Consider the following 26091-nt stretch of genomic DNA (forward strand, 5'->3'; position numbering starts at 1 on the left):
CTCTCCGCTCCTCCTCCCCCGGTTGCACTCATGGAGCTTCGGCCTCGTGACACGAGGGCGAAGCTCCATGAGTGGCTCGGTGGGTGGGGGTTCCTGTGCTCACGCTCCGTGAGTGGGGTGGAGCAGGTACTCGCGGTCCCGCCAGGCCAGGCGGAGCAGGGTCAGCGCGCTCGCGGACAAGCGGGGGTCGAGACGGTCGACGGCCTCCGCCGTGAACGGCATGTCGGTGCGTCCGTCCCGGCCGACCACCTGTCCCTCGTCGTTGGTGGCGACGAGGTCGGCGAACAGGCGGTCGAACACGTCGTCGACGACGGCGACGGTCATCTGGATCGCCCCGAGTTCGAGCGGTTCCAGCACCAGACCGTAGTGCCAGAGCCGGAGACCACCGGCGGCGCGCGCCTGCTCGAAGGAGCGGAACGGTTCGTCGTGGGCATAGTCGATCCGCCGGGAGGCCGCCCCGTCGTGCTCGGGGTTGCCGAGGAACTCCTCCGAGAACTCCCGCATGATGGTGCGCCACAAGGAGAAGTCGTCACGGACATCGGCCGGGTCCACCGACGACGGCTGGAACTCCCCCGCGGGCATCACGTGGCACAGGCCACCGCCGTCGGCGACCTTTCCGCCGTCTCGCTCGTGCAGCACGAACCGGTGCCGGTCGCCCGTGCGGTCCCGGCGGACGGTCAGCGTGCTGATCCCGGGTGACATCAGCAGCCGTGACGGGTCGAACGGATCCCGTACCGCCGTGCGCAGGGGCAGCGCGTCCCACGTCGGCACCGAACGGTCCGACGCCAGCCACGCCGCCTTGAACTCGTGCGCCAGCGCCTGCTTGAGGTCGAACGCCTCGAAGAACGTCGTGGTCCCGAACTCCAGTTCCAGACCGTCGCCGGTCCGCACGTCGAGCAGGCGGTAGCTCAGCCGGTTCTCCAGCAGGCGCGGGCGGACGAGATCACGGACCGCCCGGCTGTACCCGGCGTACGGCTCGCCCCGGTCGGTCAGCGGCAGGACGTGCTCCACCGATCCCGGCAGCCGGAACGGCCGTTGCCCGCCGGACCACGACAGTCGTACCGAGTCAAGGGGAACCGGCCGGTCGAGCAGCCACCCCGGACCGGCGAGGACGTGACCGCCGGGTGCCCGCCGGGACTCCGGATAGAGCCACGCGGCCAGTTCCGTCAGCTCGCGGCCGCGCACGCCCAGCGCGTTCCGGACATCGAGCCACTGCTGCCGGCTGCGCCGGACCCGTGCGGCCGTACCCGGGGGCATCGCAGGTGGGGCCGGACTCGGGAGGACGGGATTCACGAGGTCGTCGAGTTCGGCCAGGGACACCCGCAGGGTCGTGGCGAGAGCCGGCCGTTGCCAGGGTTGCGGGGCCTGGGCTCCGCGTTCCCACCGGCCGACGGTTCCACGGTCCACCCCCAGCCGTTCGGCGAGGCCCTCCTGCGTGAAGCCCGCGGCCAGGCGGTGCGCGGCGAGCGGACTCAGCGCGCCGGGCGTCGGTTCGGCCATCGCCGCAGCGTATCGAGTGGTCGGGACCGGAATTCTCCCGACACGAGCTGCGCGGCACCGGCCTTCGTCGGGCACGGCGTGCAGACGTGCCGACGCCCCGTGAATGCCGCATTCCCGCCCCGCCGGCGCCCTGGTCGTCGTCACTCACCGGCGCTTGACTCGGACGACAGAGACGAGTCACCTCGGCCGGGAGGAACGGTGGATCGATGGCGCATTCACCCGCCTGTCGGCACTCCTCTTCCGCCGTTCGCGCCCCTCTCCCCGGTTGCACTCATGGAGCTTCGGCCTCGTGTCACCGGGCCGAAGCTCCATGAGTGCGAATAACCGAGGAGGGCACTGGACTAAAGCTCCATGAGTGGGGTGTCGGCGGGGGGCGGGCCGGCGCGGCGGACGACCCGGGGCGGGGCGCCGAACCAGCGACGGGCGGCGCGGGTCAGGGCGGACTGCTCGGCCAGGCCGATCATCGCCGCCACTTGGCTGAAGGGCAGGTCGGTCCGGGTGATGAGGCGTTCGGCGGTCTCCCGGCGGACGTCGTCGACGATCAGCTCGAACGTCGTCCGCTCGGCCGCGAGATGACGCTGCAGGGTCCGCGGGTGCACCCGTAGCAGGTCGGCCACCGTCCCGATCCGGACCGGGCCGCCACCCAGCGAGCGCTCGACGGCGGTCCGGACCCGGTCGGTGATCCGCCGGTCCGGGCGGTCGAAATGGGTCTCCAGGTACTCGATCGCGATGTCGCGCACCGTGCGGTCGCCGTCCAGCGGACGGCGCACGAGGTCCGCCGGGACCCGCAGCACGGCGGCGGGCCGGTCGAAGCGGACCTCCGCGCCGAAGAAGTCCCGGTAGCGCTGCTCGGGCGCCAGTGCCGGGTGCGGAAGGTGCACCGACCGCAGGCCGTAGCCGCCGTCGGCGAGCAGGCCGACGATCCGGTGCAGCACCCCGACGCCGAGGTCGGCCACGTGCACCGGCAACCGCTCGGTGCTGCCGTACTCGATCCCGGTCACCCCCGCGACCCGTTCGGGGTCCGGCACCGGGCCGACGCGCAGCGCGGGACTGTGCACGTAGAGGTACCTGGACGCACAGTCGAGGGCCGCGCCGAGGGTCGGCGAGTTCTGCACGGCGACGGCCAGCGGGCCGAGGATCTCCGGCCCCTGGCGCTCGGCCAGGCGCAGCCCCAGGTCGGGGCACTCCAGCTCGAGGGCGGCGGTCTCCAGTACCAGCGCCACCGACCGGGTCGGGACCAGCGCGTCGGGGTCGGCGCCGTCGACGGCCTCGACGGCGATCCGGAACCGCGCGAGCATCCCCGGGCCGTCCCCGCCGAGCTGGTCGACGAGTTCGGGCAGGCCGCGCAGCGCTCTCGCCCGGGTGAGTGATCCCGTCCCCATGTCGTGTCAGGTTAAGTAGTTGTCGCGCGAGGTCAAGTTACCGGCGGTAGGTTTCCGGCACACTCGGTTCTGGCGCACCCCGTCACCGCAGACCACGCCCAGATCAGGAGGCCGCCGGAATGACGCAGCCCACCGCGACGCCCGGCTCCGGCGACACCGCCGCAGCCGAGCACCACGACGTGATCATCATCGGCGCCGGCCTCTCCGGGATCGGTGCCGCCTGCCGGCTCCGGCAGGACCTGCCCGGCACCGACTACGCGATCCTGGAGGGCCGGGAGGACCTGGGCGGGACCTGGGACCTGTTCCGCTACCCCGGTATCCGCTCGGACTCGGACATGTTCACCCTCGCCTACCCGTTCCGGCCCTGGCGCGAGCGCAAGTCCATCGCCGACGGGGCCGACATCCACCGCTACATCCGCGAGACCGCGCAGGAGTACGGCGTGACCGAGCGCATCCGCTTCGGTACCCGGGTGCTCGGCGCCTCCTGGGACTCCTCCACCGCCCGCTGGACGGTCGAGACCAGCACCGCCGCCGGCCCCCGCCGCTACACCTGCTCGTTCCTGTCCGTGTGCTCGGGCTACTACGACTACGAGCGGGGCTACCAGCCGGAGTTCCCGGGCCGCGAGGACTTCACCGGCACCTGGGTGCACCCGCAGTTCTGGCCGTCCGACCTCGACGTCGCCGGCCGCCGGGTCGTCGTGATCGGGTCCGGGGCCACCGCCGTCACCCTGGTCCCGGCGCTGGCCGCGACGGCCGCGCACGTGACGATGCTGCAGCGCTCGCCGTCCTACCTCACCGTGCTGCCCAGCAGCGACCCGGTGGCCGACCGGCTGCGGCGGTTCCTGCCCGCCCGGCTCGCGCACCGGATCCTGCGCCTGCAGTACGTCACCCTGACCCAGGCGTTCTACCAGCTGGCCCGGCGCCGGCCGGAGCGCGTCAAGAAGGTCCTGCGCGGGCTGGCCCTGAAGTTCCTGCGCGACGAGTCCTACGTGGACCAGCACTTCACGCCGTCCTACGAGCCGTGGGACCAGCGACTCTGCGTGATCCCGGAGGGCGACTTCTTCCGGGCGATCAAGCGGGGCACCGCGTCGGTCGTGACCGACCACATCGACCGGATCACCGCGACCGGGGTCCGGCTGCGGTCCGGCGAGGAGCTGCCGGCCGACGTCATCGTCTCCGCCACGGGGCTGTCGCTGCAGCCGCTGGGCGGGATCACCATCCACGTCGACGGCGAGCAGGTCGACATCGGCAAGACGGTGACCTACCGCGGCCTGATGCTCTCCGGCGTGCCCAACCTCGCGTTCTGCATCGGCTACGTGAACGCGTCCTGGACCCTGCGGGCCGATCTCGTCGCCCGCTACGTGCCGCGGCTGCTGCGGTACATGCGGCGCAAGCAGATCGCCGTCGCCACCCCGGCTCCGACCGCCTCGCCGGACCGCCCCCTGCTGGACCTGCAGTCCGGCTACGTCAAGCGCTCCGAGCACCTGTTCCCCCGCCAGGGGCGCCGCGACCCGTGGCGGCTGCGGCAGAACTACTTCCTCGACGCGATCGGGCTCGGCCGCTCCGACCTGTCCACCGACATGCTGTTCACCCCGGCGTCCGCCGTCGGCAGCCGGGCGGCCCGGGTCGTCTCCCCCAGCGCCGCCGGGATCGCCGCCGATCCCCCCGCCACCACCGGCGCGACCGTCCGGTCCGCCACCGCCGAGCAGGAGGCCGCGCTGTGAGCCGCACCGGGAGCCGCCGTTCCCCGTTCCGTTTCGCCGAGGGCACCGCCGTCGTCACCGGGGCCGCCGGTGGCATGGGCGAGCACGTGGCCCGCCAGCTCGCCGAGCGCGGCAGCGACCTCGTGCTCGTCGACCGCGACGGGGACCGGCTCGAGACCGTCGCCGGGCAGATCCGGGCCGCGCACCCGGGCCGGACGGTGACCACGGAGACGGTCGACCTCGCCGACCTCGGCGCCGTCGACGCGCTCGCCGGGCGGGTACTCGCCGCACGCCCGGAGATCCGGCTGCTGGTCAACAACGCCGGGGTCGCGCTCGGCGGTGACTTCGCCCGGCTGACCATGGAGGAGTTCGACTGGGTGATGGCGATCAACTTCCACGCCCCGGTCCGGCTCACCCACGCCCTGCTGCCGGCGCTCACCGCCCGGCCCGGCGCGCACGTCGTCAACATGTCGAGCCTGTTCGGGCTGATCGCGCCGCCGGGCCAGGCGGCCTACTCGTCCTCGAAGTTCGCGCTGCGCGGCTTCTCCGAGGTGCTGCGTGCCGAGCTGGCCCGGGTCGGCGCCGGGGTGACGACCGTGCACCCGGGGGGCATCCGGACCGGGATCGCCTCCTCGGCGCGGGTCGGGGTCAACATGTCGGCCGAGGAGGCGGAGCGCGGCAAGCGCGACTTCGAGAAGCTCCTGACCTTCCCCGCCGAACGGGCCGCGGCGATGATCGTCGACGCGGTCGAGAAGCGCAGGCCGCGGTTGCTGATCGGGGTCAGTGCCCTGCTGCCGGACCTGCTCGCCCGGGTCGCCCCGGTCCGCGGGCCGGCGTTGCTCGCGTCGGTGCTCGGGTCGGCCCGCCGGCGCACCGGCGCCACCGCGGCGGGTGCCCGGTGACCGGCACGCTGCCGCCCACCCGGTTCGTCGACGTCCGCGGGACCCGGATCCGGGTCCGGGAGTCCGGCCCGCCCACCGGCGAGCCGGTGCTGCTCCTGCACGGCATCGGCCGTTGCCTGGAGGACTGGGACGACCAGCACGCCCTGCTGGCGCAGCACCGGGTCGTCGCCGCCGATCTCGCCGGGTTCGGGTACTCCGACCGGCTCCCCGGCCGGGCCACCCTGGAACGGCTGGCCGACGCCGCCGTCGCCACCCTGGACGCGCTCGGTGAGACCCGCCCCGTGCACGTCATGGGCAACTCGCTCGGCGGTGCGGTCGCGCTGCTGGCGTCGGTACGGCACCCGGACCGGGTGGCGACGCTGGTCCTGGCCGATCCGGCCGGGTTCGGCGCCGAGGTCACGCCCGCTCTGCGGGTGCTCGGAGTGCCGCTGCTGGGCCGGTTCCTGCTGAGCCGGTTCGACGAGCGCGCGTCCCGCCGGACCGAGCGCTCACTGTTCGTCGACGGCGCGCTGGTCACCGACGAACGGGTCCGGCGCGGGCTGGAGATCGGCAGGCGCCCGGAGTTCGCCCGGACGTTCCTGGACATCGCCACCGAGCTGGGCACGTTCCGCGGGATCCGGCCGGGCTGGCGCCGGGCGCTGCTCGCCGCCGCCGCACGGGCGCCGAAGCCGACGCTGGTCGTGTGGGGCGAGCGGGACCTGATCCTGCCCGCCGCACACCTGCGGGCCGCGGCGCGGGCGCTGCCGCACGTCACCACGCACGTCTTCGGGCGGGTCGGGCACATGCCGCAGATCGAGGTACCGGAGCGGTTCGCCGCGCTCGCGACCGCGCACGTCGCTCAGGCGCCCCGGCGGACCAGCATCTCCAGCGAGACCCGGGCCGGGACCGCGTAGGGCAGCACCACGGGCGGCGGCCCGTCGACGACCAGCCAGGTGCGGGTCCCGCCGCCCGCGGACCGCACGCCGTGGTCGAGGGACAGCCGGACCGGCCCGAGGGCGACGTCCCACGACCAGGTCCGGGCCCCGGCGTCCACGGCGGTCACCGCGAACGTCGCCGCGACGCCCAGCGGGCCGCGGACCCGGCCGGTGCTCCCGGGCCGGATCCGCGGGTCGGAGCACTCGACGCCGGTGATGTAGGGCGCCCACCCGGACCACCGTGCGGGATCGGCGTAGCGCTCCCACACCTCGTCGGCGGGGCACGGTCCGCGGGCGTGCAGCGTGAGGCGCATGTCCCGACCCTCGCCGGGCCGTCGCGCGGGCGCCGGGCGATGCCCGTAATGTCCCGCTCATGCGTACCCGGGTCTGGCTCGCCGCACTCGCCTGCCTGCCGGTCCTCGCGGCCTGCGGCACCGGGCCGAACCCGGTCACCAACGCCGTGTCCGGCGACGAGGCCCCGCCCGCCGCCGCTCCGGCACCCGACCTGGTCCCGGTCCCGGTGACGGTCCCGCCCGAGCTGCGCGGCGGGGTGTTCGACGAGCCGCGCGAGGCGCTCGCCCCGGCCGGCTGGACGCTGTCGGTGTTCGCGAGGGTGCCGAACGCCCGGCTCGCGGTGTGGACCCCGGACGGGAACCTGCTGGTCTCCGTTCCGGACGAGGGGCGCGTCGTCCTGCTCACCGCCGACGGGCAGCAGCGCCCGCTGCTCGACGGGCTGACCCAGCCGCACGGCCTCGCGTTCTCCCCGGACGGCGCCACCCTCTACGTCGCCGAGTCCAACCGGGTCGCGTCCTGGAGCTACGTCGGCGGCGCGGTCACCGGGGCGCCGCAGGTCGTCGCCGACGGCCTGCCGGACGCGAACAGCCCCGACCTGCGTGGCGCCTACGGCCACGAGCTGAAGTCCGTCACCGCCGGTCCCGACGGCGCCGTGTACGTCTCGATCGGCTCGACCGGCAACATCTCGGTCGAGGACCTCACCGCGACGCCCCCGCGGGCGTCGATCCTGCGTGTCCCGCCGGGCGGCGGCCCCGCCGAGCCGTTCGCCGTCGGCGTGCGGAACGGGACCGGGCTGGCGACCGCGCCGGACGGCGAGATCTGGACCGCGGTCAACGGCCGCGACAACGTGCCCTACCCCTACGACCGGCCCTACGGCGACGCGTCCGGGTCGTCGCTGGGCGAGGTCATCGACGACTACGTGACCGCGCACCCGGCCGAGCCGCTGGCCCGGCTGACGGCCGGGCGCAACCTCGGCTGGCCGTTCTGCAACCCCGAGCCGGACACCGACCCCGGGGTGGCGGGCAGTGCCCAGGACTTCGCCGACGTGCCGATGGTCGCCGACGCCGAGATGAACCCCGGCGGGCGCGAGCTGGACTGCGCGACCCTCGCACCGACCGAGCAGTCCTTCCCCGCGCACTCGGCCCCGCTCGGCCTGGCCTTCACCACGACCGCGCTGCCCGAGCCCTACGGCGACGGTGCCCTGGCCGGGGTGCACGGCTCGTGGAACGCCGACCCGCCGCGGGCCCCCGAGGTGTCGTTCTTCACCTACGACGAGGGCCGGATGGGCCGGCAGCAGACGCTGGTCGGCGGGTTCCAGTACCCGACCGGCTCGCGCTGGGGGCGGCCGGTCGCCGCGGTGTCCGGCCCGGACGGCGCCGTCTACATCACCGACGACGACGCGGGTGCGGTCTACCGGCTGGCCCCGCCCGGGCGGTAGGCGCCGGTCGGGCACCCCCGGCGCCGGGTACCGTCGCCGGGGCGTCGGACCCGCTCCGGATGCCGGAAGGGATCGACCGTGCCGATCGTGGAGCCGATCGTCGGCTGGGCCGGGGACGGTGCCGGCGGACCCGCCGTCGTCGTGCTCGACCAGCGGGCGCTGCCGCACCGCACCGGGTACCTGCGCCTGAGCACGGTGGACGCCGTCGTCGACGCCGTCCGGTCGCTCGCCGTGCGCGGCGCCCCGTGCCTGGGGCTGGTCGGCGGCTACGGGGTGGCGCTCGCCGCGCACCTGCACGGCACCGCGACGCCCGTCGCCCTCGCCGCGGTGCGCGACGCGGCGGAGCGGATCGCGACGGCCCGCCCGACCGCTGTTCCGCTCGCGCTCGGCGCCCGCCGCGCGCTGGCCGCGCTGGACGGCGGGCCCGCCGCGGTCCTCGCCGCCGCCCGCGCGGCGGACGCGGAGAACGCACGCGTCGACGCGGCGGCTGCACGGCGGGCGGCCGACGAGGTGCTGCGGCTCTGCCCGGACCGCCCGGTGCGGGCGTTGACGGTGTGCAACACCGGCCCGCTCGCCACCGGCGCGACCGGTACCGCGCTGGGCGCGCTGCTGGTCCTGCACGAGCGCGGCGCGCTCGGCGAGGTGCTGGCGTGCGAGACCCGCCCGCTGCTGCAGGGCGCCCGGCTGACGGTGTGGGAGCTGGCCGCGGCCGGGGCGCCGCACCGGCTGTGCGTGGATTCCGCGGACCCGGCCGCGCTCGCCGGCGGGCTCGTCGACGTCGTGCTCGCCGGTGCGGACCGGATCGCGGCCAACGGCGACGTCGCGAACAAGATCGGCACGTACATGCTGGCCTGCGCGGCGGCCCGGTCCGGGATCCCGTTCCTCGTCGTCGCGCCGGAGGAGACCGTGGACCCGGACACCCCGACCGGTGCGCAGATCGTCGTCGAGGAGCGCGACCCGGACGAGGTGCGGCTGCACGGCGGGACCCTGCAGACGGTCCCCGGCACCCCCGTCTACAACCCCGCCTTCGACGTCACGCCGCACGACCTCGTGACCGGGATCGTCACCGAGGACCGGGTGTGGATGCCGGGAGCCGATGCCGCCACCGCGGGGCCTACCCGCGGGTAGCCGATCGTGCTTCGATCGCGGTATGGACGCCACCGACGCCCCAGCCCGTGCCGACGCCGTCGTGGTGGGGGCCGGGCTCGCCGGTCTCGTCGCCGCCGCGGAGATAGCGGACGCCGGGCGCTCGGTGGTCGTGCTCGACCAGGAGCCGGAGCAGAACCTCGGCGGGCAGGCGTTCTGGTCGCTCGGCGGGCTGTTCCTCGTCGACACCCCCGAGCAGCGGCGCTCCGGCATCCGGGACTCCGCCGATCTCGCACTGTCGGACTGGCTGTCCTCGGCCGCGTTCGACCGCGACGTCGACGACCCCTCCGGGGCGGACTTCTGGGCCCGGCAGTGGGCGACCGCCTACGTCGGCTTCGCCGCCGGGGAGAAGCGGGCCTGGCTGCACGCCCAGGGTGTCCGGTGGCTGCCGGTCGTGGGCTGGGCCGAGCGCGGCGGGCACCTCGCCGACGGGCACGGCAACTCGGTGCCCCGGTTCCACCTGACCTGGGGCACCGGTCCCGGTGTCCTGGAGCCGTTCGTCCGCCGGGTCCGGGCGCACGCCGAGGCCGGCCGGATCACGTGGCGGTTCCGGCACCGGGTGGACGGGCTCACCGTCACCGACGGCGTCGTCGACGGGGTGCGGGGCGCCCCCACCCACCGCGACGCCGTCGGGGAGTTCTCCGTCCGGGCCGGTGCCGTGCTCGTCACCTCCGGCGGGATCGGGGGCGATCACGACCTGGTCCGGGCGAACTGGCCCGAGCGGCTCGGCACTCCCCCGGCGCACATGGTCGCCGGCGTCCCCGCGCACGTCGACGGCCGGATGCTGGCGATCACCGAGCGGGCCGGCGGCCGGATCGTCAACCCGGACCGGATGTGGCACTACACCGAGGGCGTGCAGAACCACACCCCGGTCTGGGCCGGTCACGGGATCCGGATCATCCCGGGCCCGTCGTCGCTGTGGCTGGACGCGACCGGGCGGCGGCTGCCCGCGCCGAACTTCCCCGGCTTCGACACCCTGGGCACCCTCTCCGCGTTGCGTGCCACCGGCCACGAGCACTCCTGGTTCCTGCTCACCCGCCGGATCATCGAGAAGGAGTTCGCGCTGTCGGGCTCCGAGCAGAACCCGGACGTCACGGACAAGGACCTGCGCGCCACGCTGGGCCGGGTCCGGCCCGGTGCGGCGGCGCCGGTGCAGGCGTTCATGGACCGTGGTGCGGACTTCGTCGTCGCCGACGACCTCGACGAGCTCGTCGCCGGGATGAACCGGCTGACCGGTTCCGCACCGGAGCTGGACCCGGCCGCGATCCGTCGTCAGGTCGTCGCGCGGGACCGGCAGCTGGCCAACCCGTTCGCCAAGGACCTGCAGGTCATGGCGATCCACAACGCCCGTCGCACGCTCGGCGAGAAGCTGGCCCGTACGGCGGCGCCACACCGGCTGCTCGATCCGGCCGCCGGGCCGCTGATCGCCGTGCGGCTGCACGTCCTCACCCGCAAGACGCTCGGCGGGCTGCAGACCGACCTCGCCGGACGGGTGCTGGGAGCCGGCGGAGCGCCGGTGCCCGGGCTGTGGGCGGCCGGCGAGGTCGCCGGCTTCGGTGGCGGCGGGGTGCACGGGTACCGCTCGCTGGAGGGCACCTTCCTCGGGGGTTGCCTGTTCTCCGGGCGCCAGGCGGGCCGGTCGGTGGCCCTCGCCACCTGAGCGGGTGTCACGCGGACGGGTAGATCCGCGCGCGCCGGGCGCCGACGGGGCGCAGCATCACGGTCATCGCGGTGCTGCGCCGACACCGGCCGGCGTCGCGAAGGACGGGGAGCGAGCGGGCTCCTCGCGATGCGGGACACACCCGAGCAGCGTCCACCGGGCGCAGGAAGCAGGAGCATCGTGAGGACATCCGCACGCGTCGTCGTCCTCGGCGCGGCCGCCCTGGTCGTCGGACTGGCCCTGCCCGGCGCGGCGCTGGCTGCCCCGGCCCAGCCCGAGCCGCCGCTGACCCCGGCCGACAAGGCCGCGCAGTACGCCTGCCTGCAGGAGAACCTGGATCTCGGCACGCTGCCCCGGCAGGCGATCGAGAACCCGGTCGCGTTCTCCGCGGACGTCGCGAACGCCGCGCAGATCTGCGAGCCGGTCCGCGCACCCGTGAGCTGACCCACGATCCCGCCGGGCCGGTCGAGCGGAACCGGCCGCCCGGCTGCCGAGGTCGTGCCCGCGGACGCGCTCACGCCCGGACGCCGCCCGGCGCTGCCCCGCCGCGGCGGCGCGGCGGCGCGGACCGCGGGCACGACCCGGACGGGCGCGGCTCAGAGCAGGTCGCTGCGGCTCAGCACACCGACCAGGACGCCGTCGTCGTCGACCACCGGGACCACCCGGAAACCGCGGGCCGTGAGCAGCTGCTCGGCGTCGGCCAGCGGGTCCTGCGGGCGGACGACCTCGACGTCGTAGGTCATCAGCCCCGCCACCGTGCTCGCCCGGGTCCGGCTCCCGGCGTCGGACGAGCCGGCCATCAGGTCGGCCTCGGAGATGATGCCGAGGAGGTGGTCGCCGTCGTCGACCACCGGGACCGCGGTGAAGCGGTAGGACAGCAGCACCTCGGCCGCCTCGTCCAGCGCGAGCGCCGCGGGGATCGCGACCAGGCCGCCGTCGGTCATCACGTCCGCCACCCGCAGCGAGGAGATCGGCCGCCCGCCGACCCGGCCCGCGCCGCGCGGCATCATCGCCTCCGGGAGCGGCCCGGACAGGCCGGTGCCGCCCAGCCGGCGCGCCGCCCGCCGCAGCAGCCCGCCCTGGCGCCGTGCACGGAGCAGGTCGCTGCGCGTGATCACGCCGACCAGCGCCCCGCGCTCGACGACCGGGACCAGCCGCAGCTCGCCGTACACCCGCATCCGGTGCGCGACGATCGACAGCGCCGTCGCCCCCTGGACCGTGACGACCTGCTCGGTCATCGCGTCGCCGACCGTCGCGTGCGGGTCGTCCCGGTGCCGCAGGACGTCGACCAGGCTGATGATCCCGACCAGCGAGAACTGGCGGTCGACGACGGGCAGCGCCGAGAACCGTGCCTCGGCCATCCGTTCCTGCGCGCGGGACAGCGGAGCGTCCGCCCACACGGTGACGACGCGTTCGGTCATGACATCCCGCGCTCGCAACACCATGCAACGACCGTAGTACCGACCGTCGCGACGGGCGCTCCTACCCGCGCCGTTCGCAGGCGGCCGGGCGCCGCTGGGCGTCCCGGATCCGCGCGACGTCGAGCTTCTCCGACCGGTCGAAGGAGTAGATCCCGTTCTGCTCCTGGAACACGTCGGTGAGCTGGGTGTAGCAGTAGCCGAACATCAGCGGGTCGTCCAGCAGCACCGCGGTCAGCCCCGCGAACCGGTGGTGGAACTCCTCCTCGCTGCGCGGTGCCTCGCCGTAGCCCCACGACGAGTCCGCGTCGCGGCTGCCGTCGCGGGTGGCGTCGGCGTCCGGCCGCCACCAGATCCCGCCGAACTCGCTGCAGAACCAGGGCTGCCCGCCGTAGGGCAGCGACCACCGCGCGCCGTCGCCACCCCGGTTGGTGTCCGGGCGGTCCTGCGCGAGGCCGGACATCGCCTCGGCGAACGCCGCCGGGTCCTGGGTGTAGTTGTGCGAGTCCCACACGTCGGACTCGGGGACCCGGTGGGAGTACCCGGACGCGTCGAGGACCGGGCGCGAGGTGTCCATGGCCTTGGCCGCCAGGAACATCGCCCGGGTGACGTCGTCGAGCACCTGCCGGTGGTCCCCGATCGGCTGGTGGGTCTCGTTGAGCCCGCACCAGCCGATCACCGACGGGTGCGAGTAGTCGCGTTCGAGCACCTCCAGCCACTGGGTGACGAAGTTCGTGGTGGGCCGCTGGTACTCGCCGTCGGCGACGGTCCCCTCCGCCACGGCGCCCCAGTCCCCGAACTCGCCCCACACGAGGTAGCCGAGCCGGTCGGCGTGGTGCAGGAACCGCTCCTCGAAGACCTTCTCGTGCAGCCGGGCACCGTTGAACCCGGCCGCCATGGCGAGCTCGATGTCGGCCCGCAGCGCGTCGTCGGACGGGGCGGTCATCAGCCCGTCCGGGTAGTAGCCCTGGTCCAGGACGAGCCGCAGGAACACCGGCTCGCCGTTGAGCAGCACCGCGTTCCCGTCGATCGTCACCGACCGCAAGCCGGCGTCGCCGTCGACGGCGTCGAGCACCCGGTCCGCCGGGCCGAGCAGCTCGACCCGGACGGCGTAGAGGTGCGGGTCCGCCGGGGACCAGGTGCGCACCCGGTCGGCGGGCAGCCGCACCGTGACCCGCGGCGCGAGGTCCAGGTCGGCCCGGACCCGGCCGGTGCCGACGACGCCCGCCGCGTCGGACACCGTCACCCGCAGGTGGGCCCCGGCCAGCGACGGGGCGTGCCGCCCGGCGGCGCGGCGCAGCGGCTGCTCGACGTGGAAGCTCTCCCCCGCGAGGTCCGGGGTGATCCGGGGGCGGCCGAGCGAGACGTCCGGCACCGGCTCGGCCCAGACCGTCTGCCAGATCCCGGTGGTGCGGGTGTAGAGGCACTCGTAGTTGTCGTACCGGGTCGACTGCTTGCCCCGGGCCTGCGGTCCGCTCCGCGGGTCCCGGGCCCGCACGACGATCTCGACGGTGCCGGACCGGCGCCCCAGGTCGACCGTGAACGGGGCGAAGCCGCCGAGGTGCGAACCGGCACGTTCGCCGTCCACCCACACCGTGGCCTCGTGGTCGACGGCGCCGAAGTGCAGCAGCGTCCGGCGCCCGGCCCACTCCTGCGGGACGGTGAACCGCCGCCGGTACCAGACGGCCGGCATGAAGTCGGTGCGGCCGACCCCGGAGAGCCGGGACTCGGGAGCGAACGGCACGACGATCGAGCCGTCCAGCGGGCGCTCGGTCAGCCCCCGTTCGAGGCCGGAGTCGGCCGCGTCGACCTCGAACTCCCAGGTGCCGTTGAGGCAGGTCCAGTCGGGGCGCCGCATCGACGGTCGCGGGTACTCGGCACGGGGGACGTCGGCGTCGGTGCGGGGCATGGTTGCTCCAGACGTGGTCGTGCGGCCCGCGGGACGGGGGGCGAGCCGGTCGGCACGGTCGCGGGTACGACGCCCGAGTCTGCCCGTCCGGTCCGGACATCGGTGCAGGCACCGCTCGGTCACGGGCATTACCGGCAATCCGCCGCTCGGCGCTGCGGGACAGCGCTTCCCCGCTCGGATGAGCGGGTCCCCTTTCGTGCGCACGCCGAGGCCACGAGCTTGTGGCATGGTGACGCCGCATCATGTCGGTTTCCATCGTTCGCGACGAATCGAGGTGGCCGTGGAAGGGTGGAGCACCCGCGAGCTCTCCGAGCTGGCCGGAACGAGCCTTCGTGCAGTTCGGCACTACCACGAGATCGGGCTGCTCCCCGAACCCGACCGCCGCGCCAACGGTTACAAGCAGTACGGCATCCGCCACCTCGTCCGGATCCTGCGGATCAAGCGGCTGACCGAGCTCGGCTTCTCCCTGTCCCGGATCGCGACGATGATCGACGACGACGATCCCACCGACGCGTTGAAGTCCCTCGACTCCGAGCTCGCGAGCACCATCGAACGGCTCCAGCGCGCCCGCGGCGAGCTCGCCGACATCCTGGAGCGATCGGTTCCCGCGGACGTGCCGACGCAGCTGGCGCCGCTGCCGGAGGCCGACGGGCTCACGAAGGCCGACCACTCGCTCGTCGTCGTGAAGTCGCGGTTCCTCGAGCCGTACGGGCTGGACCACTACGGCGACCACCTGCAGGAGATGCGCTCCGACCCGTGCGCGGCCGATTTCGACGCGCTGCCGGCGAAGGCGGATCTCGACACCCGGCTCGATCTCGCCGAGCGCATGGCGCCGCACGTCCGCAAGCTCTACGGCCCCCAGCCCGAGCTGGGGCCGGTGGGCTACGCACCGCCCCGGCAGCGGCAGGCGATGATGACGGCGCTGCGTGCGGCGCTGCAGGAGTTCTACAACCCGGCGCAGAACGACGTGATGCGCCGGATCGACGGGATCATCCGCCGCTCGGCCTGATCCCGGCCCCGGCGCTCGCCGGAGCCCGCTGACGTGCATCTCGGCGCGGACCGGCGGCGGCCGAGCGTCGTGCGGTGTGGTTCCGTGCCGGTTCCGCAAGCGGGTGCGGGCCGGTCACGGCAGTGTGGAGCGCGTACGGGCGTCCGCGGGCAGCGGGACGCGGGCCGGGTCCCGCGGGAGCCGGCCGGTCCAGACCAGGCACAGGACCGGCGGGGCACCGACCGCGCGCAGGGCCGCGACGGTCGTCGCCACCTCGGCGCTGCGGGTTCCCGCGGTCTGGACCGCGAGCACCGTCGGGCCGCAGCCGCGCAGCGTGCGGAGGTCCTCGTGGGTGGCGCGCCGGACCCGCATCGAGCGGATCCGGGGCCCGCTCACCGGACCGGGCGGGGCCGCTCCCGGGGTCAGGTCGACCCACACCCGCCGGTCGCCGACCAGCTCCGCGGCCTTCACCAGCTCGGCCGCGACGTCGCAGGCGGGCTCCGCCGTGAGCTGCACGACGGTCACCGTCGGGAACGTCCGGAGTCGTGTCCGGTAGGCGTCGGCGAGCAGCGGCACGGCGGCCGGCGCCGTCCCGGGGGCGAGCACCGGGACGTCGATCTCGGCCCGCAACGCTCCGGCCGGGTCCGCCTCCGGCAGCAGCCGCCTGCCCCGGCGGGCCGCGAGCACACCGAGGAGACCCAGCAGCCCGGCCAGCACACCGGCGAGCACACCGGCGGCACCGATCCACCAGCCGGAGGCGATCCACGGCGTGGCGACGGCCGCGGGCCCGGGAACGATCACGGTGGTCTGGGCCGTCCGGTCGGCCAGCACCCGTCCGAACTGGTCGACCAGCGGGTCGGGCTCGGTGGTGCCGTTCGTCCGGGTCTGCGTCCCCAGCTCGTCGGGCGGGGGCGCGGTGAGCCGGTCGAGCTCGGCCCGCACCGGGTCCGTCCCGGCCGCGGTGACGGCCCGGTCCAGGGTGGCGACCCGTTCCCGCAGCGCGGTGACGGCGTCGTCGGCGACGGCGGTGGCCACCGCCGGATCGGAGCCGCTCACCCGGAACCGGACCACACCCGGCGCGGGTGTGGTGACGGACAGGTCCTCCGCCGCCTCCGCGCCGGCCGCCCCGGACAGCTCGGCGACGCGGGCGGTGAACGCGGCGTTGGTCGCCGCGCCCAGTGCCCTGGCGGTGGCACCCGCCGGGTCGGCCGTGCCGACGGTGGCGACCTGGACCGACGCCGTCGCGACCACCGGCGGCGGCACCGCCCATGCCGTCGCGGCGCCGGCCACGGCGGCGAGCAGCGCCAGCACGAGCAGCGGACGCCGACGCCGGGCCAGCACGGCACCGGCCTCGCGCAGCGGACCGTTCCGGCCCCGCCCGGCGCCCCGCGCCCGGGTCCCGGGCAGCTCGTCCGGTACCGGGGTGCCCGCGCGGGGCGGGAGGGGCGGTGCGGCCGGCACCGGGAGGCGGCCGGGGGCCCCGGTCGACGCTCCTCCCGGCCGGTCGACGGTCAGCGCCACCCGCGCGTGCGCCGGGGGGCGGCCGCCGGGACCGGGTGTCACGGGGCCGATCCGCAGCGATGCGGGCAGCTCCGGCGGCCTGCGGTGGGCCGCGGTACCCGCTGCCGTCCGCGGCGGGCCGGCCTCCGGGGTACCCGGGTCCCGTCCGGTGCGGGCCGGTCGTGCCGCCCCGTTCCGCCGGACGGTCGTGCCGTTCCGCGGGACGCTGCGGCCGGGCCGGCCGGGGGCGCCGTTGCGCGGCGCCGCGTCCGGACCGGCGGCGGGCCGGGCCGGGCCGGAGGCACCGGTCGGGCCTGCACCGGCCGACGCGGTGTCCGATGATGCGGTGCCCGGCGACGCCGCAGCCGGGGACGGCGCGGAACCCGACGGCGTGGAGCCCGAGGAGCCCGTGTCGGGCCGGTCCGTGCCGGGCCGGTCCGGGTCGGTCGGTGGCACACCGGCCACCCCCCGATCCGCGGCCGGGCCCGCCGACCCGGTGCCCGGAGGCCGGGCACCGGACCCGGTCGGGGTGCGGTCCTCGGCGGACCGGGCCGGGACCTTCAGCGAGGCCCGGCGACGGCGACCGGCCTTCCGGGCGTCACCGGCCGCCGGCGACGGCTCCGGAGCGGCCTGCGAGCGAGGCACCGGGCTGGGCCGGTCCTCGCTGTCCGCGGCGGGGGGCGCGGCGTCCGCCGCGGGACGCTGCGGCACCCGCGGTGCACGCACGGTGCGGGCCATCAGGACCGCACCGCCTGCAGCGGCATCTCGAACGCAGCGTCCCGGCCGGTGCCGGCGAACGCCGGCCTGCCCCCGAACGCACCGGGGGTCCCGGCGGCGACGTCGGCGCCGAAGTGCTCCCGCAACCAGGACGGGCTGTACACGGTGTCGAGGTAGCGCTCCCCCAGGTCCGGGGCCAGCGCGACGGCCGTGATCGCCTCGTCGCCGTGCCGGGCGAGCCAGGCCAGTGCCCCGGCGACCACGGTGCCCGTCGATCCGCCGAACAGGAACCCGCGCCGGGCCAGCCGGTGGCAGACGTCCAGGGTGTCCGGCTCCGCCACGTGGACGACGTCGTCCACGTACCCCTCGTCCAGCATCGGCGGCCGGACGCTGGTCCCCAGCCCGGGGATCATCCGCGGGGCGGCCCGGTCGCCGAAGGTGACCGATCCGGCCGCGTCGACCGCGACGACCCGGACCCGCCCGGGCCGGGACCGGAAGTACCGCGCACAGCCCATCAGGGTGCCGGTCGTACCGGCGCCGACGAACAGCACGTCCAGACCGGGGAACGCGGCCTCGATCTGGGGCCCGGTGGTCACCGTGTGCGAGCCCCAGTTCTCCGGGTTCGCGTACTGGTTGAGCCAGACGTAGCGGCCGTCGGAGTCCACCATGGACCGGACCAGGGCGATCCGGGTCGCGAGGTAGCCGCCGGCCACGTCCGGGGCGTCGACGACCCGGACCTCGGCTCCCAGCGCCTGCATCAGCCGGTGCGTCGCCGGGTTGCACCGGGGGTCGGTCACGCACACGAATCGGTAGCCCCGGCTGGCGGCGATCATGGCGAGCGCGACCCCGAGGTTCCCGGAGGACGACTCGACCAGCACCGATCCCGGCCGCAGCCGACCGGACCGTTCCGCCTCGGTGACCATGCCGAGTGCGGCCTTGAGCTTGACCGATCCGGCGAAGTTGAAACCCTCGCACTTGAGGTAGAGCGACCGGCCGAGGGTCGTGGCCAGGTCGACGTACAGGTCGTCGGTGTTGAACTGCTCGGGGGCGGAGATGACGGTCATCCGTGACCTCTCCTCTCGGGGTGTGCGCCGCTCAGCCGTGCCGGCTCAGCTCGTGGAAGAAGTCGTCGACCGTGTGCAGCTCGCCGGAACGGGCCACGCGCTCGTGCACGTAGCGCCCGACGGCGAGGTCCAGTACGCCGAGACCGAACGGGGAGAACACGACCGTGCGGTCCGCGGGCACCGCCAGCGTGCCGGCCATGACCTCGGCGAGGGTCCCGGCGACGAAGTCGCGGTTGCCGGTCCGCTGCTCGGCCAGGTGCGGTGAGGTGTCCGCCTTGAGACAGTGCTCGACGTCGTCGAGGACGGTGAACGACTCCAGGACGACCTCGGCCGACAGGTCCCGCAGGGACACGTTGAGCACCAGCGGGTGGTGGTCGAACCAGCCGGGGTCGTGCACGTGCGGGGTCCCGGCGACGGTCGCGAAGACCACCAGGTCGTACCCGCGCACCAGCGACTCGGCCGAGTCGTGGACCGTGACCGCCGAGCCCGGGACCGTCCGGGAGACGTGCCCGGCGAACCCGGCGGCGGACTCCGGCGAGAGGTCGAAGACCCCGACCTCGTCGAAGCTCCATCCGGTCCCGGCCAGGAAGGTGTGGATGTAGCGCGCGATCAGCCCGGTGCCCACGAATCCCACCCGGCGCGGCCGGGCGCGGTCCGCCGAGAGCCGGTCCGCCGCCGAGGCGGCCGAGGCCGCGGTCCGGGTCGCGGAGATGATCGAGCTCTCCAGGCAGGCGTACGGGTAGCCGGTGAGCGGGTCGTTGAGGATCAGCACCGCCGACGCCCGCGGGATGCCGTGCTCGACGTTGCCCGGGAAGCTCGAGATCCACTTGATCCCGTCCACGCCGGACTCCCCGCCGAGCGAGGCGGGCAGCGCGATGATCCGCGACGACGGCCGGTCCGGGAAGCGCAGGAAGTACGACGGCGGGTTCACCGTCGCCCCCGACGCGTGCACCCGGTAGGTGTCCTCGACCAGCTCCACGATCTCCTTCTCCCGCCCGGCCAGCGCCTGCGCGACCTGCGCGCCGGGGACGACCGCGAACGGCGGGACCGTGATCTCCATCAGCTCTCCTCGGGGGCCGGCACGGTGACGCCGTCGGCCATCGCGACCACGACCTCCCGCTCGCCGGTGTAGGGATCGCGGCCGTGCGCCACCCGCAGGTTGTCGACGACGAGCAGGTCGCCGTCCTGCCACGGCTCGCGCACGGTGTGCCGCTCGTGGGCGTCGTTGATCGCCTCGACGACGTCGGCCGGTACCGGCGTCCCGTCGCCGAAGCGCGTGGTGAACGGCAGCCCGTCCGGGCCGTGGACCTCCACCAGGAACTCGCGGACCTCCGGATCCATGGCGTGCTCGGAGAGGAAGGCGATCTGGTTGAAGAAGACCTTCTCCCCGGTACCCGGGTGCTCCAGCACCCCGTGCCGCCGCTGCCGGGTGCGCAGGCCGCCCTCGGCGTTCCACTCGGTGCCGATCGCGTTCGCCCGGCAGTACCGCTCGACCTCGGCCCGGTCGTCGGTGCCGAACGCCTGCTGCCAGGACGCGCCGATCTCCTCGCCGTAGTTGCGGATCAGCAGCCAGCCGTCCCGCTCGATCCGGTCGACGAGGCCGGTGGGCAGCTCGTCGACGACCCGGGCCGTGTCGACCAGCGGGGTCGCGCCACCGGTCTGCGGTGCGCGCAGGCAGGCGAAGAGCAGCGTCGCCGGCGTCTCCAGCACGTAGGACAGCTCGTGGTGGGCGCACATCGGCTGGCGCGCCGGCCACGGGGTCGAGGAGTGGACGCCGTCGGCCAGCACGGTGCGGGCCGCGACCGCCTCCCGCTCGGTGTAGGCCGTGCCGCCGAGCCGGGCGGCGACGCCGGCCACGTCGGCGACGGTGCGCAGCGCGAGGCCGCGCACCAGTACCGCTCCGTGCTCGTCGACGAGGTCGCCGAGTGCGTCCTCGTGGCGCTCGCACCAGTCGGCGGCCGAACCGCTCGCTCCGGTGTCCAGGACGGGCGGGTGTCCGGGGTGCAGCTGCACCCCCAGCAGTGATCCGGTCATGGTTCTCCCCCGGGTGGTGGTGTGACTTCTCAGTGCGGAGGGTCCGGGAGCAACCCGGCCAGGTCCGCGAGGACGGGATGATCGATCACCTGACGGACGGTGACCGCGCGGTCCAGCGCGATGACGAGCTTGACCGCGGACAGCGAGCTCCCCCCGAGCTCGACGAAGTGGTCGGCCGGCGAGACGGTGCCGTCGGGCAGGTCGAGGACCCGGGTCACCGCGGCCAGCACCCGCTCCTGGGCCGGTGTCACGGCCGGTGCCGGCGCGGCCCCGGTGGCCGGTACCGGCTCGTCCCCGGCCGCGGCGCGGGCGGCCAGCGCCTTCCGGTCGATCTTGCCGTTCGCCGTCACCGGGAGCGGGTCCAGCCGGTGCACCACCGGCGGCACCATGTAGGCGGGCAGGCTCCCGGCCAGCGTGGCACGGACGGTGTCCTGGTCCGGGCCGTCACCGGCGTGGTAGGCGACGAGCTGCGGACCGCCGGTGGCCTCGGCGACCACGACGCAGGCGTCCCGGACCCCCGGTACCCGCAGCAGCGCGTTCTCGATCTCGCCGATCTCGATCCGGAAACCCCGGATCTTCACCTGGTTGTCCCGGCGGCCCAGGAACTCCAGCTGGCCGTCCGGACGCCAGCGGCCGTGGTCACCGCTGCGGTAGAGGCGTTCCCCACGGCGGTACGGGTCCGAGCCGAACGCGGCGGCGGTGCGGTCCGGGTCGTTGACGTACCCCCGGCCGACGCACACGCCGGAGAACACGATCTCCCCCGGCGCACCGAGCGGGACCGGCGCCAGGTCGGCGTCCACGACGTACACCCGCACCCCCGGCACCGGGCGGCCGAGCGGCACCCGGTCGCCGTCGGGCACCGAGCGCAGGACGGCGTGGTTGGTGTCGTCCGAGGTCTCGGTCAGCCCGTAGGCGTTGACCAGCGGGACGTCCGGGCGCACCCGGAACCAGCGCTGTACCAGCTCCTTCTTGAGTGCCTCCCCGGTCGCCGACACCATCCGCAGGTCGGGCAGGGCCACCGGGTGCTGCTCCAGGTAGGTCAGCACGACCTCCAGGTAGCTGGGCACCAGCTGGACGACGTTCACCCGGTGCTCGGCGAGGGTGTCGACGAAGCGCCGCACGTCCAGGATCGCGTCCTGCTCCACCAGCAGGGTCCGGCCGCCGACCAGCGGGCCCGCGACGAGCTGCCACAGCGAGATGTCGAAGCACTGCGGTGCGGTCTGGGCGACCACGCAGCCGGCGGTCAGCTCCAGGTCCTCGATCTTGGCGAGCAGGTGGTTGAGCATCCCGGCGTGCTCGCACATCGCACCCTTCGGCTCGCCGGTCGAGCCGGAGGTGAAGTACAGGTAGGCGAGCGCGTCGGCGGGCACCGCGACGTCCGGCGCCGAGGCGTCGTCGCTGCCCGCGGCCGCCTCGGCGACGGTCAGCACGAGCGCGCCGGTCGCCGCCTCGTCGAGCGTCGCGCGGGCCCCGGGGGTCGTCAGCGCCCACCGGCACCCGGCCCGGCCGAGGGTCCGGGCGATCCGCTCCGCCGGGAAGTGCGGCTCGACCGGGAGGTACGCGCCACCGGCCCGGAAGACGGCGAGCACGGCCACCAGCCAGTCCAGATCCCGCTCGGTGACGACGGCGACGACGTCCTCGGGCTCCAGACCCCGGGCGAGCAGGGTGCGGGCGACCCGGTTCACCCGGGCGTCGAGCCCGGACCGGGTGAGTACCGAGCCGGCGTGCTCGGCGACGATCTCGTCCGGGTGCGTCGCGGCCCGCTCGGCGAGCAGCTCGTGCACCCGCCGGTCCGGCAGCTCCCGGGGCCGGCCTGCGATCTCGTCGAGCTGCAGGGCCCGCTCCGCCGGTCCCACCAGCGCCGAGGCCCGGACGGCGGCCTGCGGGTCGGCGGCCAGTTCCAGCGCGGTCGCGTGGTAGCCGGCGATGCGGGCGGCCGCGGCCGGGTCGAGGTGGTCGAGCCGGTGGGTCAGCCGGACGACGCCGTCGCGGGTGCCGACCCGGAACGCGATCCCCGGAGCCGGTGCGACACCACGGGGCCCGGACCGGCCCAGCGCCCCCGGGGTCGCGGTCCCGTCCGGGGCCTCGTCGCCCGGGTCCAGGACGGTGCCGTACTCCGGTACCGCGACGCCCAGCCCGGCGGCGGACCCGGCCAGGTCGGCGAGGCCGACGCCGGGGTCACCGCGCAGGCCGGCGAGCTCGGTACCGGCGTCCCGCACCAGGTCGCCCCAGGTGCCGGTGACGTCGAGCGACAGCGGCAGCGCGTCCCCGCCGGTGGTGGCCGGTACCCCGACGGTCACCTCGTCCGCCCCGGCGAGCCCGGCGACGACGGCGGCGTGCACGGCGAGCAGCACGGCGTCCGGCGCGGCGCCGGTGGCCAGCAGCACGGCGTCCAGCGCGCCGGGCGCCACGTGCTCGGTGTGCGTCGCGGTGCCGGGGCGGGGACGGGCGGTCCAGCGCGGGGCGGGAGTCGCCCCACCGGCCTGCAGAACCCGGTCCCAGTGTGTCCGGTTGCCGGATGTGGTGGCGGTGAGCGTGCGGGTCATCGTGCGGTCTCTCCGTTCACGGTCACGGATGCGGTGCTCGGCGCAACGACGGGCAGCGCAGCGGTGGGCTGTGCGGGTGCGGGCGATGCCGGGGCCGGCTGGGCGGGGGCGGGCTGGGCGGGGGCGGCGCTCACGGGGGCCGCGACCGCCCGGGCGGGGTTGCCCTCCCAGAAGGCGCCGTCGGGGACCTCCTCGCCCTTCATGAGGAAGGCGTCGCAACCGATCCGGGCGCCCCGGCCGACCACGGAGCCGTAGTGCAGGAACGAGCCGATGTCGAGGCAGGCGCCGGGCCCCACGACGATGGGCGCGGACTTGAACGTGCCGTCCTCCTGCGAGTGGCACTGGATCACCGACCCGGCGTTGAGGACCGCGTCGTCGCCGATCGTGACGAGCGTCCGCTCGGTCAGCGCGCAGCCGTCGTCGAACACCCGCCGGCCGACACGGACACCGAGGGCCCGGGACACCACGTTCTTGAACGGCGTGCCCGCCAGCATCCGGTCCCAGCCCTGGATCACGAGCTTCCAGTACCGCTCGTGCCACCAGAAGTACGGGTCGTAGACCGAGCAGAACCGGCCCCGCAGCGGGCGGCCGAGCGTGGCGAGACGCTCGACCACGGACGTGTAGACCATCGTGAACAGCAGCGAGATCAGCAGCTGGATGCCGACCATCACCGGCCCCAGCGGGACCAGCAGGTCGGCCATCGCGACCGTCAGCATCGCGATGCCGAACAGGCTGCCCCACCGGACCAGCAGTGCCAGACCGATCGAGCGGCGGTTGTAGCGGTTCTTGGCCCGCAGCCGCTCGTGCAGGTCGAGCCCGGTCTCCAGGTGCCCGAACGCGGTGTCCCGGCGCACCGTGCGGGGGATCTCGAAGGGCGGCGACCCGAGCAGGCCGACGCCGCTGCGGACCGGGCCGTCGGTCGGCACCAGGGTCTTGGTCGCGAGCAGGCAGTCGTCACCGACCCGCGCTCCGGACGGGTAGGCGATCCGGTTCCCGAGGAAGCTGTTCGCACCGAGTCGTGTCCGATTGATCACGAATGCACTGTCCGAATAGTCCGCATTGATGATCGACAGACCGTCGGCGACCATGGTCCCGGTGCCGATCGAGCTCGCGAACGGCGTCTCGTGCTTCACGGCCGTGCCGAAATTCGTCCCGGTCTGCGGGCGGCGACGGAGATCGTGACCGATCATCCGCAGATATCCGACGATGTAGGAGCTGTCCCCCAGCAGGTAGGTGAAGAATCTGATGTTCGTCGTCCGGATGATCGTGCGGTGCAGCGTGTAGCGGAATCCGTAGAGGCGGTAGGGGCGGCCTTCCACAGTCCCGAGCGTCAGTACCCGGGCGAGCAGGGTCGTCGCGAACAGCGCGGCCAGGATGCCGCCGAGCAACACCCCGCCGGAGACCGCGAGCGTCTCCAGGTAGATCAGCGGCGAGCCGAGCTGCGCGGAACCGTCACCGAGCACGGTCTGCAGGGCCGGGATCCGCAGCAGCGCCGCGTCGACGACGCCGGATCCCAGCGGCAGCCAGACCAGCAGCAGGGTGGCCAGCTGGCCGAGGCCGTAGCCGAACCGGCGGACCGGGCCGCTCGGTGCGGCGGACGGGCCGCCGGGATCGCCGCCGCCCGGCCGGGCCGGGGTGCCCCACCAGGTCTGCCCGGCCGGGATCGTCTGCCCGGTGTGCAGCGACGACGAGTGCGCCAGCCGGCCCCCGTCCCCGATCTCGGTACCGATGTCGACCACCGTGGTCTCACCGACCACGGCACCCGCACCGACGGTGACCCGGCCGGTCCGGATCAGGCCGGGCTCGGCCCGGTAGCAGGTCAGGATCGAGTCCTTGCGCAGGACCGCACCGGCACCCACCGTCAGCAGGTCGGGGCAGGCCGGCACGACCCGGGAGAGCATCACGACGCCCGGGCCGATCCGCGCTCCGAGTGCACGCAGGTACAGCGGCAGCAGCGGCGACCCGGCCGCGACCAGGAGCAACGGGTTGGTCCGGACCAGCGTCCTGGCGAGCCAGAACCGGAAGTAGCCGAGCCCCCACAGCGGGATCTCCCGCTCGGTCCAGCGGCCGACGAGCACCCACTTCGCGGCGATCGGCAGCACGGCGAACACGGTGAAGGCGATCGCGACGGCGGCGAGCGAGCGGAGGTAGAACTCCAGCAGGCCGGACCCGCCCGCGATCCAGAGGTACGCGGTACCGAGCACCGTCCCGTAGCCGAGGGTGAACGCCACGAACGTGAGCAGCTGGGCGGCACCGCACCAGAGGTAGGCCGCGGTCGACGCCGGTCGCGGCGCGGCGGGCGGACCGGCTGCGGGCTCCTCGGTGGTCCCGTCGGCCGGAGCGGCGGCCGGCGCCGGCGGAGCCGACACGGCCAGCGCCGCGGCGAGCTCACGCACGCTCGGGTGGGCGTAGACGTCGGTCATGGACACGTGCCCGAGCCCGGGGCGGCGGCGGATCCGGGCGCAGAACCGGGCCAGCACCATCGAGTCCGCGCCGACGTCGGTGAAGAAATGATCGGTCGGCGCGACCGGGAATCCGATCATCTCGCCGATCACCGCACAGAGATCGTCCTCCACGCTTTCTTCCGGAACGATCACCGGTGGCGCGGTGAGCGCACGTTCCGTTGCCTGATCGACGGACATCGTCATCACCTCCCCGGCCGGATCCGCGTGTGTGTCGGTCGGCATCGTCACAGACTTTCTCCGTGTTACGGGACTGGAAATTCGGCCACCCGCACAGACCAACGGAAAGGGGGTCCGTCGACCCACGGCAGCATCGGGCGCCGCGGCCCTCCCCTGCCGCGGTCCCGTGGTCACATCGCCCTGCGACCTATGCCAGTGCATTCGGGACGCGCCCCCGAATCGGTTCACACCACGACCGGGTGTGACGCACATCACTACTACCGGAATCGAGTGGGCCGCCGGGATCCGTTGTGCCACCGGAAGAACCGGCGGGACGTCCGGACATGCCGGTGCG

General features: G+C 74.7%; 19 protein-coding genes. 8 read left to right on the forward strand and 11 right to left on the reverse strand.

Annotated features, from left to right (window positions below):
* Positions 1–99: 99 nt before the first annotated feature.
* Positions 100–1500 (reverse strand): helix-turn-helix domain-containing protein, encoded by a 1401-nt coding sequence (locus tag AFB00_RS26855; RefSeq protein WP_068799494.1) that lies wholly within the window; start codon positions 1498–1500, stop codon positions 100–102.
* Positions 1501–1841: 341 nt separating this feature from the next.
* Positions 1842–2882 carry an AraC family transcriptional regulator gene (locus AFB00_RS26860; protein WP_068799495.1) on the reverse strand — a complete coding sequence of 347 codons (1041 nt, stop codon included), beginning with the start codon at positions 2880–2882 and terminating at the stop codon, positions 1842–1844.
* Positions 2883–3001: 119 nt separating this feature from the next.
* Here AFB00_RS26860 and AFB00_RS26865 point away from each other — a divergent pair, with 119 nt between their 5' ends.
* From AFB00_RS26865 to AFB00_RS26875, 3 genes are read left to right on the forward strand one after another with little or no spacing between them, the layout of a single operon-like run.
* Positions 3002–4606 (forward strand): flavin-containing monooxygenase, encoded by a 1605-nt coding sequence (locus AFB00_RS26865; protein ID WP_068799496.1) that lies wholly within the window; start codon positions 3002–3004, stop codon positions 4604–4606.
* Positions 4603–5487 (forward strand): SDR family NAD(P)-dependent oxidoreductase, encoded by an 885-nt coding sequence (locus AFB00_RS26870; RefSeq protein WP_068799497.1) that lies wholly within the window; start codon positions 4603–4605, stop codon positions 5485–5487. The genes AFB00_RS26865 and AFB00_RS26870 overlap by 4 nt, the downstream gene beginning before the upstream one ends.
* A complete protein-coding gene (locus tag AFB00_RS26875; protein ID WP_068799498.1) occupies positions 5484–6380 on the forward strand; it encodes an alpha/beta fold hydrolase in 897 nt (298 codons plus the stop codon). The genes AFB00_RS26870 and AFB00_RS26875 overlap by 4 nt, the downstream gene beginning before the upstream one ends.
* Here the strand turns inward: AFB00_RS26875 and AFB00_RS26880 are convergent.
* Positions 6326–6715, reverse strand: coding sequence for an SRPBCC family protein (locus tag AFB00_RS26880; protein ID WP_068799499.1), 390 nt, complete (start codon positions 6713–6715; stop codon positions 6326–6328). The two genes, AFB00_RS26875 and AFB00_RS26880, sit on opposite strands and share 55 nt — an antisense overlap.
* Before the next feature lie 59 nt (positions 6716–6774).
* On the opposite strand from AFB00_RS26880, the gene AFB00_RS26885 reads away from it, so the two are divergent.
* From AFB00_RS26885 to AFB00_RS26900, 4 genes are all read left to right on the forward strand, one after another.
* Positions 6775–8133: a PQQ-dependent sugar dehydrogenase gene (locus tag AFB00_RS26885; RefSeq protein ID WP_068799500.1), complete on the forward strand. Its 1359-nt coding sequence runs from the start codon at positions 6775–6777 to the stop codon at positions 8131–8133.
* Between the two features lie 87 nt (positions 8134–8220).
* Entirely contained in the window at positions 8221–9261 is a 1041-nt protein-coding gene (mtnA, locus tag AFB00_RS26890) for an S-methyl-5-thioribose-1-phosphate isomerase (RefSeq protein ID WP_083276166.1), read from the forward strand.
* 22 nt (positions 9262–9283) lie between these two features.
* Complete coding sequence (locus tag AFB00_RS26895; RefSeq protein ID WP_068799501.1) at positions 9284–10939, forward strand: FAD-binding dehydrogenase; 1656 nt, start codon at positions 9284–9286, stop codon at positions 10937–10939.
* A 180-nt stretch (positions 10940–11119) separates the two neighbouring features.
* Positions 11120–11383: a hypothetical protein gene (locus tag AFB00_RS26900; RefSeq protein ID WP_068799502.1), complete on the forward strand. Its 264-nt coding sequence runs from the start codon at positions 11120–11122 to the stop codon at positions 11381–11383.
* A gap of 152 nt (positions 11384–11535) precedes the next feature.
* On the opposite strand, the gene AFB00_RS26905 is transcribed toward AFB00_RS26900, so the two are convergent.
* Positions 11536–12360, reverse strand: coding sequence for a CBS domain-containing protein (locus AFB00_RS26905; RefSeq protein ID WP_068799503.1), 825 nt, complete (start codon positions 12358–12360; stop codon positions 11536–11538).
* 61 nt (positions 12361–12421) lie between these two features.
* Complete coding sequence (locus tag AFB00_RS26910) at positions 12422–14266, reverse strand: glycoside hydrolase family 2 protein (RefSeq protein ID WP_068799504.1); 1845 nt, start codon at positions 14264–14266, stop codon at positions 12422–12424.
* A 280-nt stretch (positions 14267–14546) separates the two neighbouring features.
* Between AFB00_RS26910 and AFB00_RS26915 the strand changes: the two genes are divergently transcribed.
* Positions 14547–15275, forward strand: coding sequence for a MerR family transcriptional regulator (locus tag AFB00_RS26915; protein WP_068800715.1), 729 nt, complete (start codon positions 14547–14549; stop codon positions 15273–15275).
* 114 nt (positions 15276–15389) lie between these two features.
* Here the strand turns inward: AFB00_RS26915 and AFB00_RS26920 are convergent, their stop codons facing one another.
* Genes AFB00_RS26920 through AFB00_RS26945 form a run of 6 tightly spaced genes read right to left on the reverse strand, consistent with a single transcriptional unit; the run spans position 15390 to position 25757 of the window.
* Positions 15390–17492: a hypothetical protein gene (locus AFB00_RS26920; protein ID WP_068799505.1), complete on the reverse strand. Its 2103-nt coding sequence runs from the start codon at positions 17490–17492 to the stop codon at positions 15390–15392.
* Positions 17492–18535, reverse strand: coding sequence for a 2,3-diaminopropionate biosynthesis protein SbnA (gene sbnA, locus AFB00_RS26925; protein ID WP_068799506.1), 1044 nt, complete (start codon positions 18533–18535; stop codon positions 17492–17494). Before sbnA ends, AFB00_RS26920 begins: the two co-directional genes overlap by 1 nt.
* Before the next feature lie 31 nt (positions 18536–18566).
* Positions 18567–19595 carry a 2,3-diaminopropionate biosynthesis protein SbnB gene (gene sbnB / locus AFB00_RS26930; protein WP_068799507.1) on the reverse strand — a complete coding sequence of 343 codons (1029 nt, stop codon included), beginning with the start codon at positions 19593–19595 and terminating at the stop codon, positions 18567–18569.
* Positions 19595–20569, reverse strand: coding sequence for a TauD/TfdA family dioxygenase (locus AFB00_RS26935; RefSeq protein WP_068799508.1), 975 nt, complete (start codon positions 20567–20569; stop codon positions 19595–19597). Before AFB00_RS26935 ends, sbnB begins: the two co-directional genes overlap by 1 nt.
* A gap of 29 nt (positions 20570–20598) precedes the next feature.
* Positions 20599–23115 carry a non-ribosomal peptide synthetase gene (locus tag AFB00_RS26940; RefSeq protein WP_068799509.1) on the reverse strand — a complete coding sequence of 839 codons (2517 nt, stop codon included), beginning with the start codon at positions 23113–23115 and terminating at the stop codon, positions 20599–20601.
* On the reverse strand, positions 23112–25757 hold the full coding sequence (locus tag AFB00_RS26945; protein WP_083276167.1) for a Pls/PosA family non-ribosomal peptide synthetase: 2646 nt from the start codon (positions 25755–25757) through the stop codon (positions 23112–23114). The genes AFB00_RS26940 and AFB00_RS26945 overlap by 4 nt, the downstream gene beginning before the upstream one ends.
* Positions 25758–26091 lie beyond the last annotated feature (334 nt).

This window comes from Pseudonocardia sp. HH130630-07 (assembly GCF_001698125.1).
Taxonomy (GTDB): Bacteria; Actinomycetota; Actinomycetes; order Mycobacteriales; family Pseudonocardiaceae; genus Pseudonocardia.

Bases quoted from the DNA above. Each gene is read 5' to 3' on its own strand.
- AFB00_RS26855 (WP_068799494.1), bottom strand. From the start codon at position 1,500: ATGGCCGAACCGACGCCCGGCGCGCTGAGTCCGCTCGCCGCGCACCGC.
- AFB00_RS26860 (WP_068799495.1), bottom strand. From the start codon at position 2,882: ATGGGGACGGGATCACTCACCCGGGCGAGAGCGCTGCGCGGCCTGCCC.
- AFB00_RS26865 (WP_068799496.1), top strand. From the start codon at position 3,002: ATGACGCAGCCCACCGCGACGCCCGGCTCCGGCGACACCGCCGCAGCC.
- AFB00_RS26880 (WP_068799499.1), bottom strand. From the start codon at position 6,715: ATGCGCCTCACGCTGCACGCCCGCGGACCGTGCCCCGCCGACGAGGTG.
- AFB00_RS26885 (WP_068799500.1), top strand. From the start codon at position 6,775: ATGCGTACCCGGGTCTGGCTCGCCGCACTCGCCTGCCTGCCGGTCCTC.
- AFB00_RS26895 (WP_068799501.1), top strand. From the start codon at position 9,284: ATGGACGCCACCGACGCCCCAGCCCGTGCCGACGCCGTCGTGGTGGGG.
- AFB00_RS26905 (WP_068799503.1), bottom strand. From the start codon at position 12,360: ATGACCGAACGCGTCGTCACCGTGTGGGCGGACGCTCCGCTGTCCCGC.
- AFB00_RS26910 (WP_068799504.1), bottom strand. From the start codon at position 14,266: ATGCCCCGCACCGACGCCGACGTCCCCCGTGCCGAGTACCCGCGACCG.
- AFB00_RS26920 (WP_068799505.1), bottom strand. From the start codon at position 17,492: ATGGCCCGCACCGTGCGTGCACCGCGGGTGCCGCAGCGTCCCGCGGCG.
- sbnA (WP_068799506.1), bottom strand. From the start codon at position 18,535: ATGACCGTCATCTCCGCCCCCGAGCAGTTCAACACCGACGACCTGTAC.
- sbnB (WP_068799507.1), bottom strand. From the start codon at position 19,595: ATGGAGATCACGGTCCCGCCGTTCGCGGTCGTCCCCGGCGCGCAGGTC.
- AFB00_RS26935 (WP_068799508.1), bottom strand. From the start codon at position 20,569: ATGACCGGATCACTGCTGGGGGTGCAGCTGCACCCCGGACACCCGCCC.
- AFB00_RS26940 (WP_068799509.1), bottom strand. From the start codon at position 23,115: ATGACCCGCACGCTCACCGCCACCACATCCGGCAACCGGACACACTGG.
- AFB00_RS26945 (WP_083276167.1), bottom strand. From the start codon at position 25,757: ATGTCCGTCGATCAGGCAACGGAACGTGCGCTCACCGCGCCACCGGTG.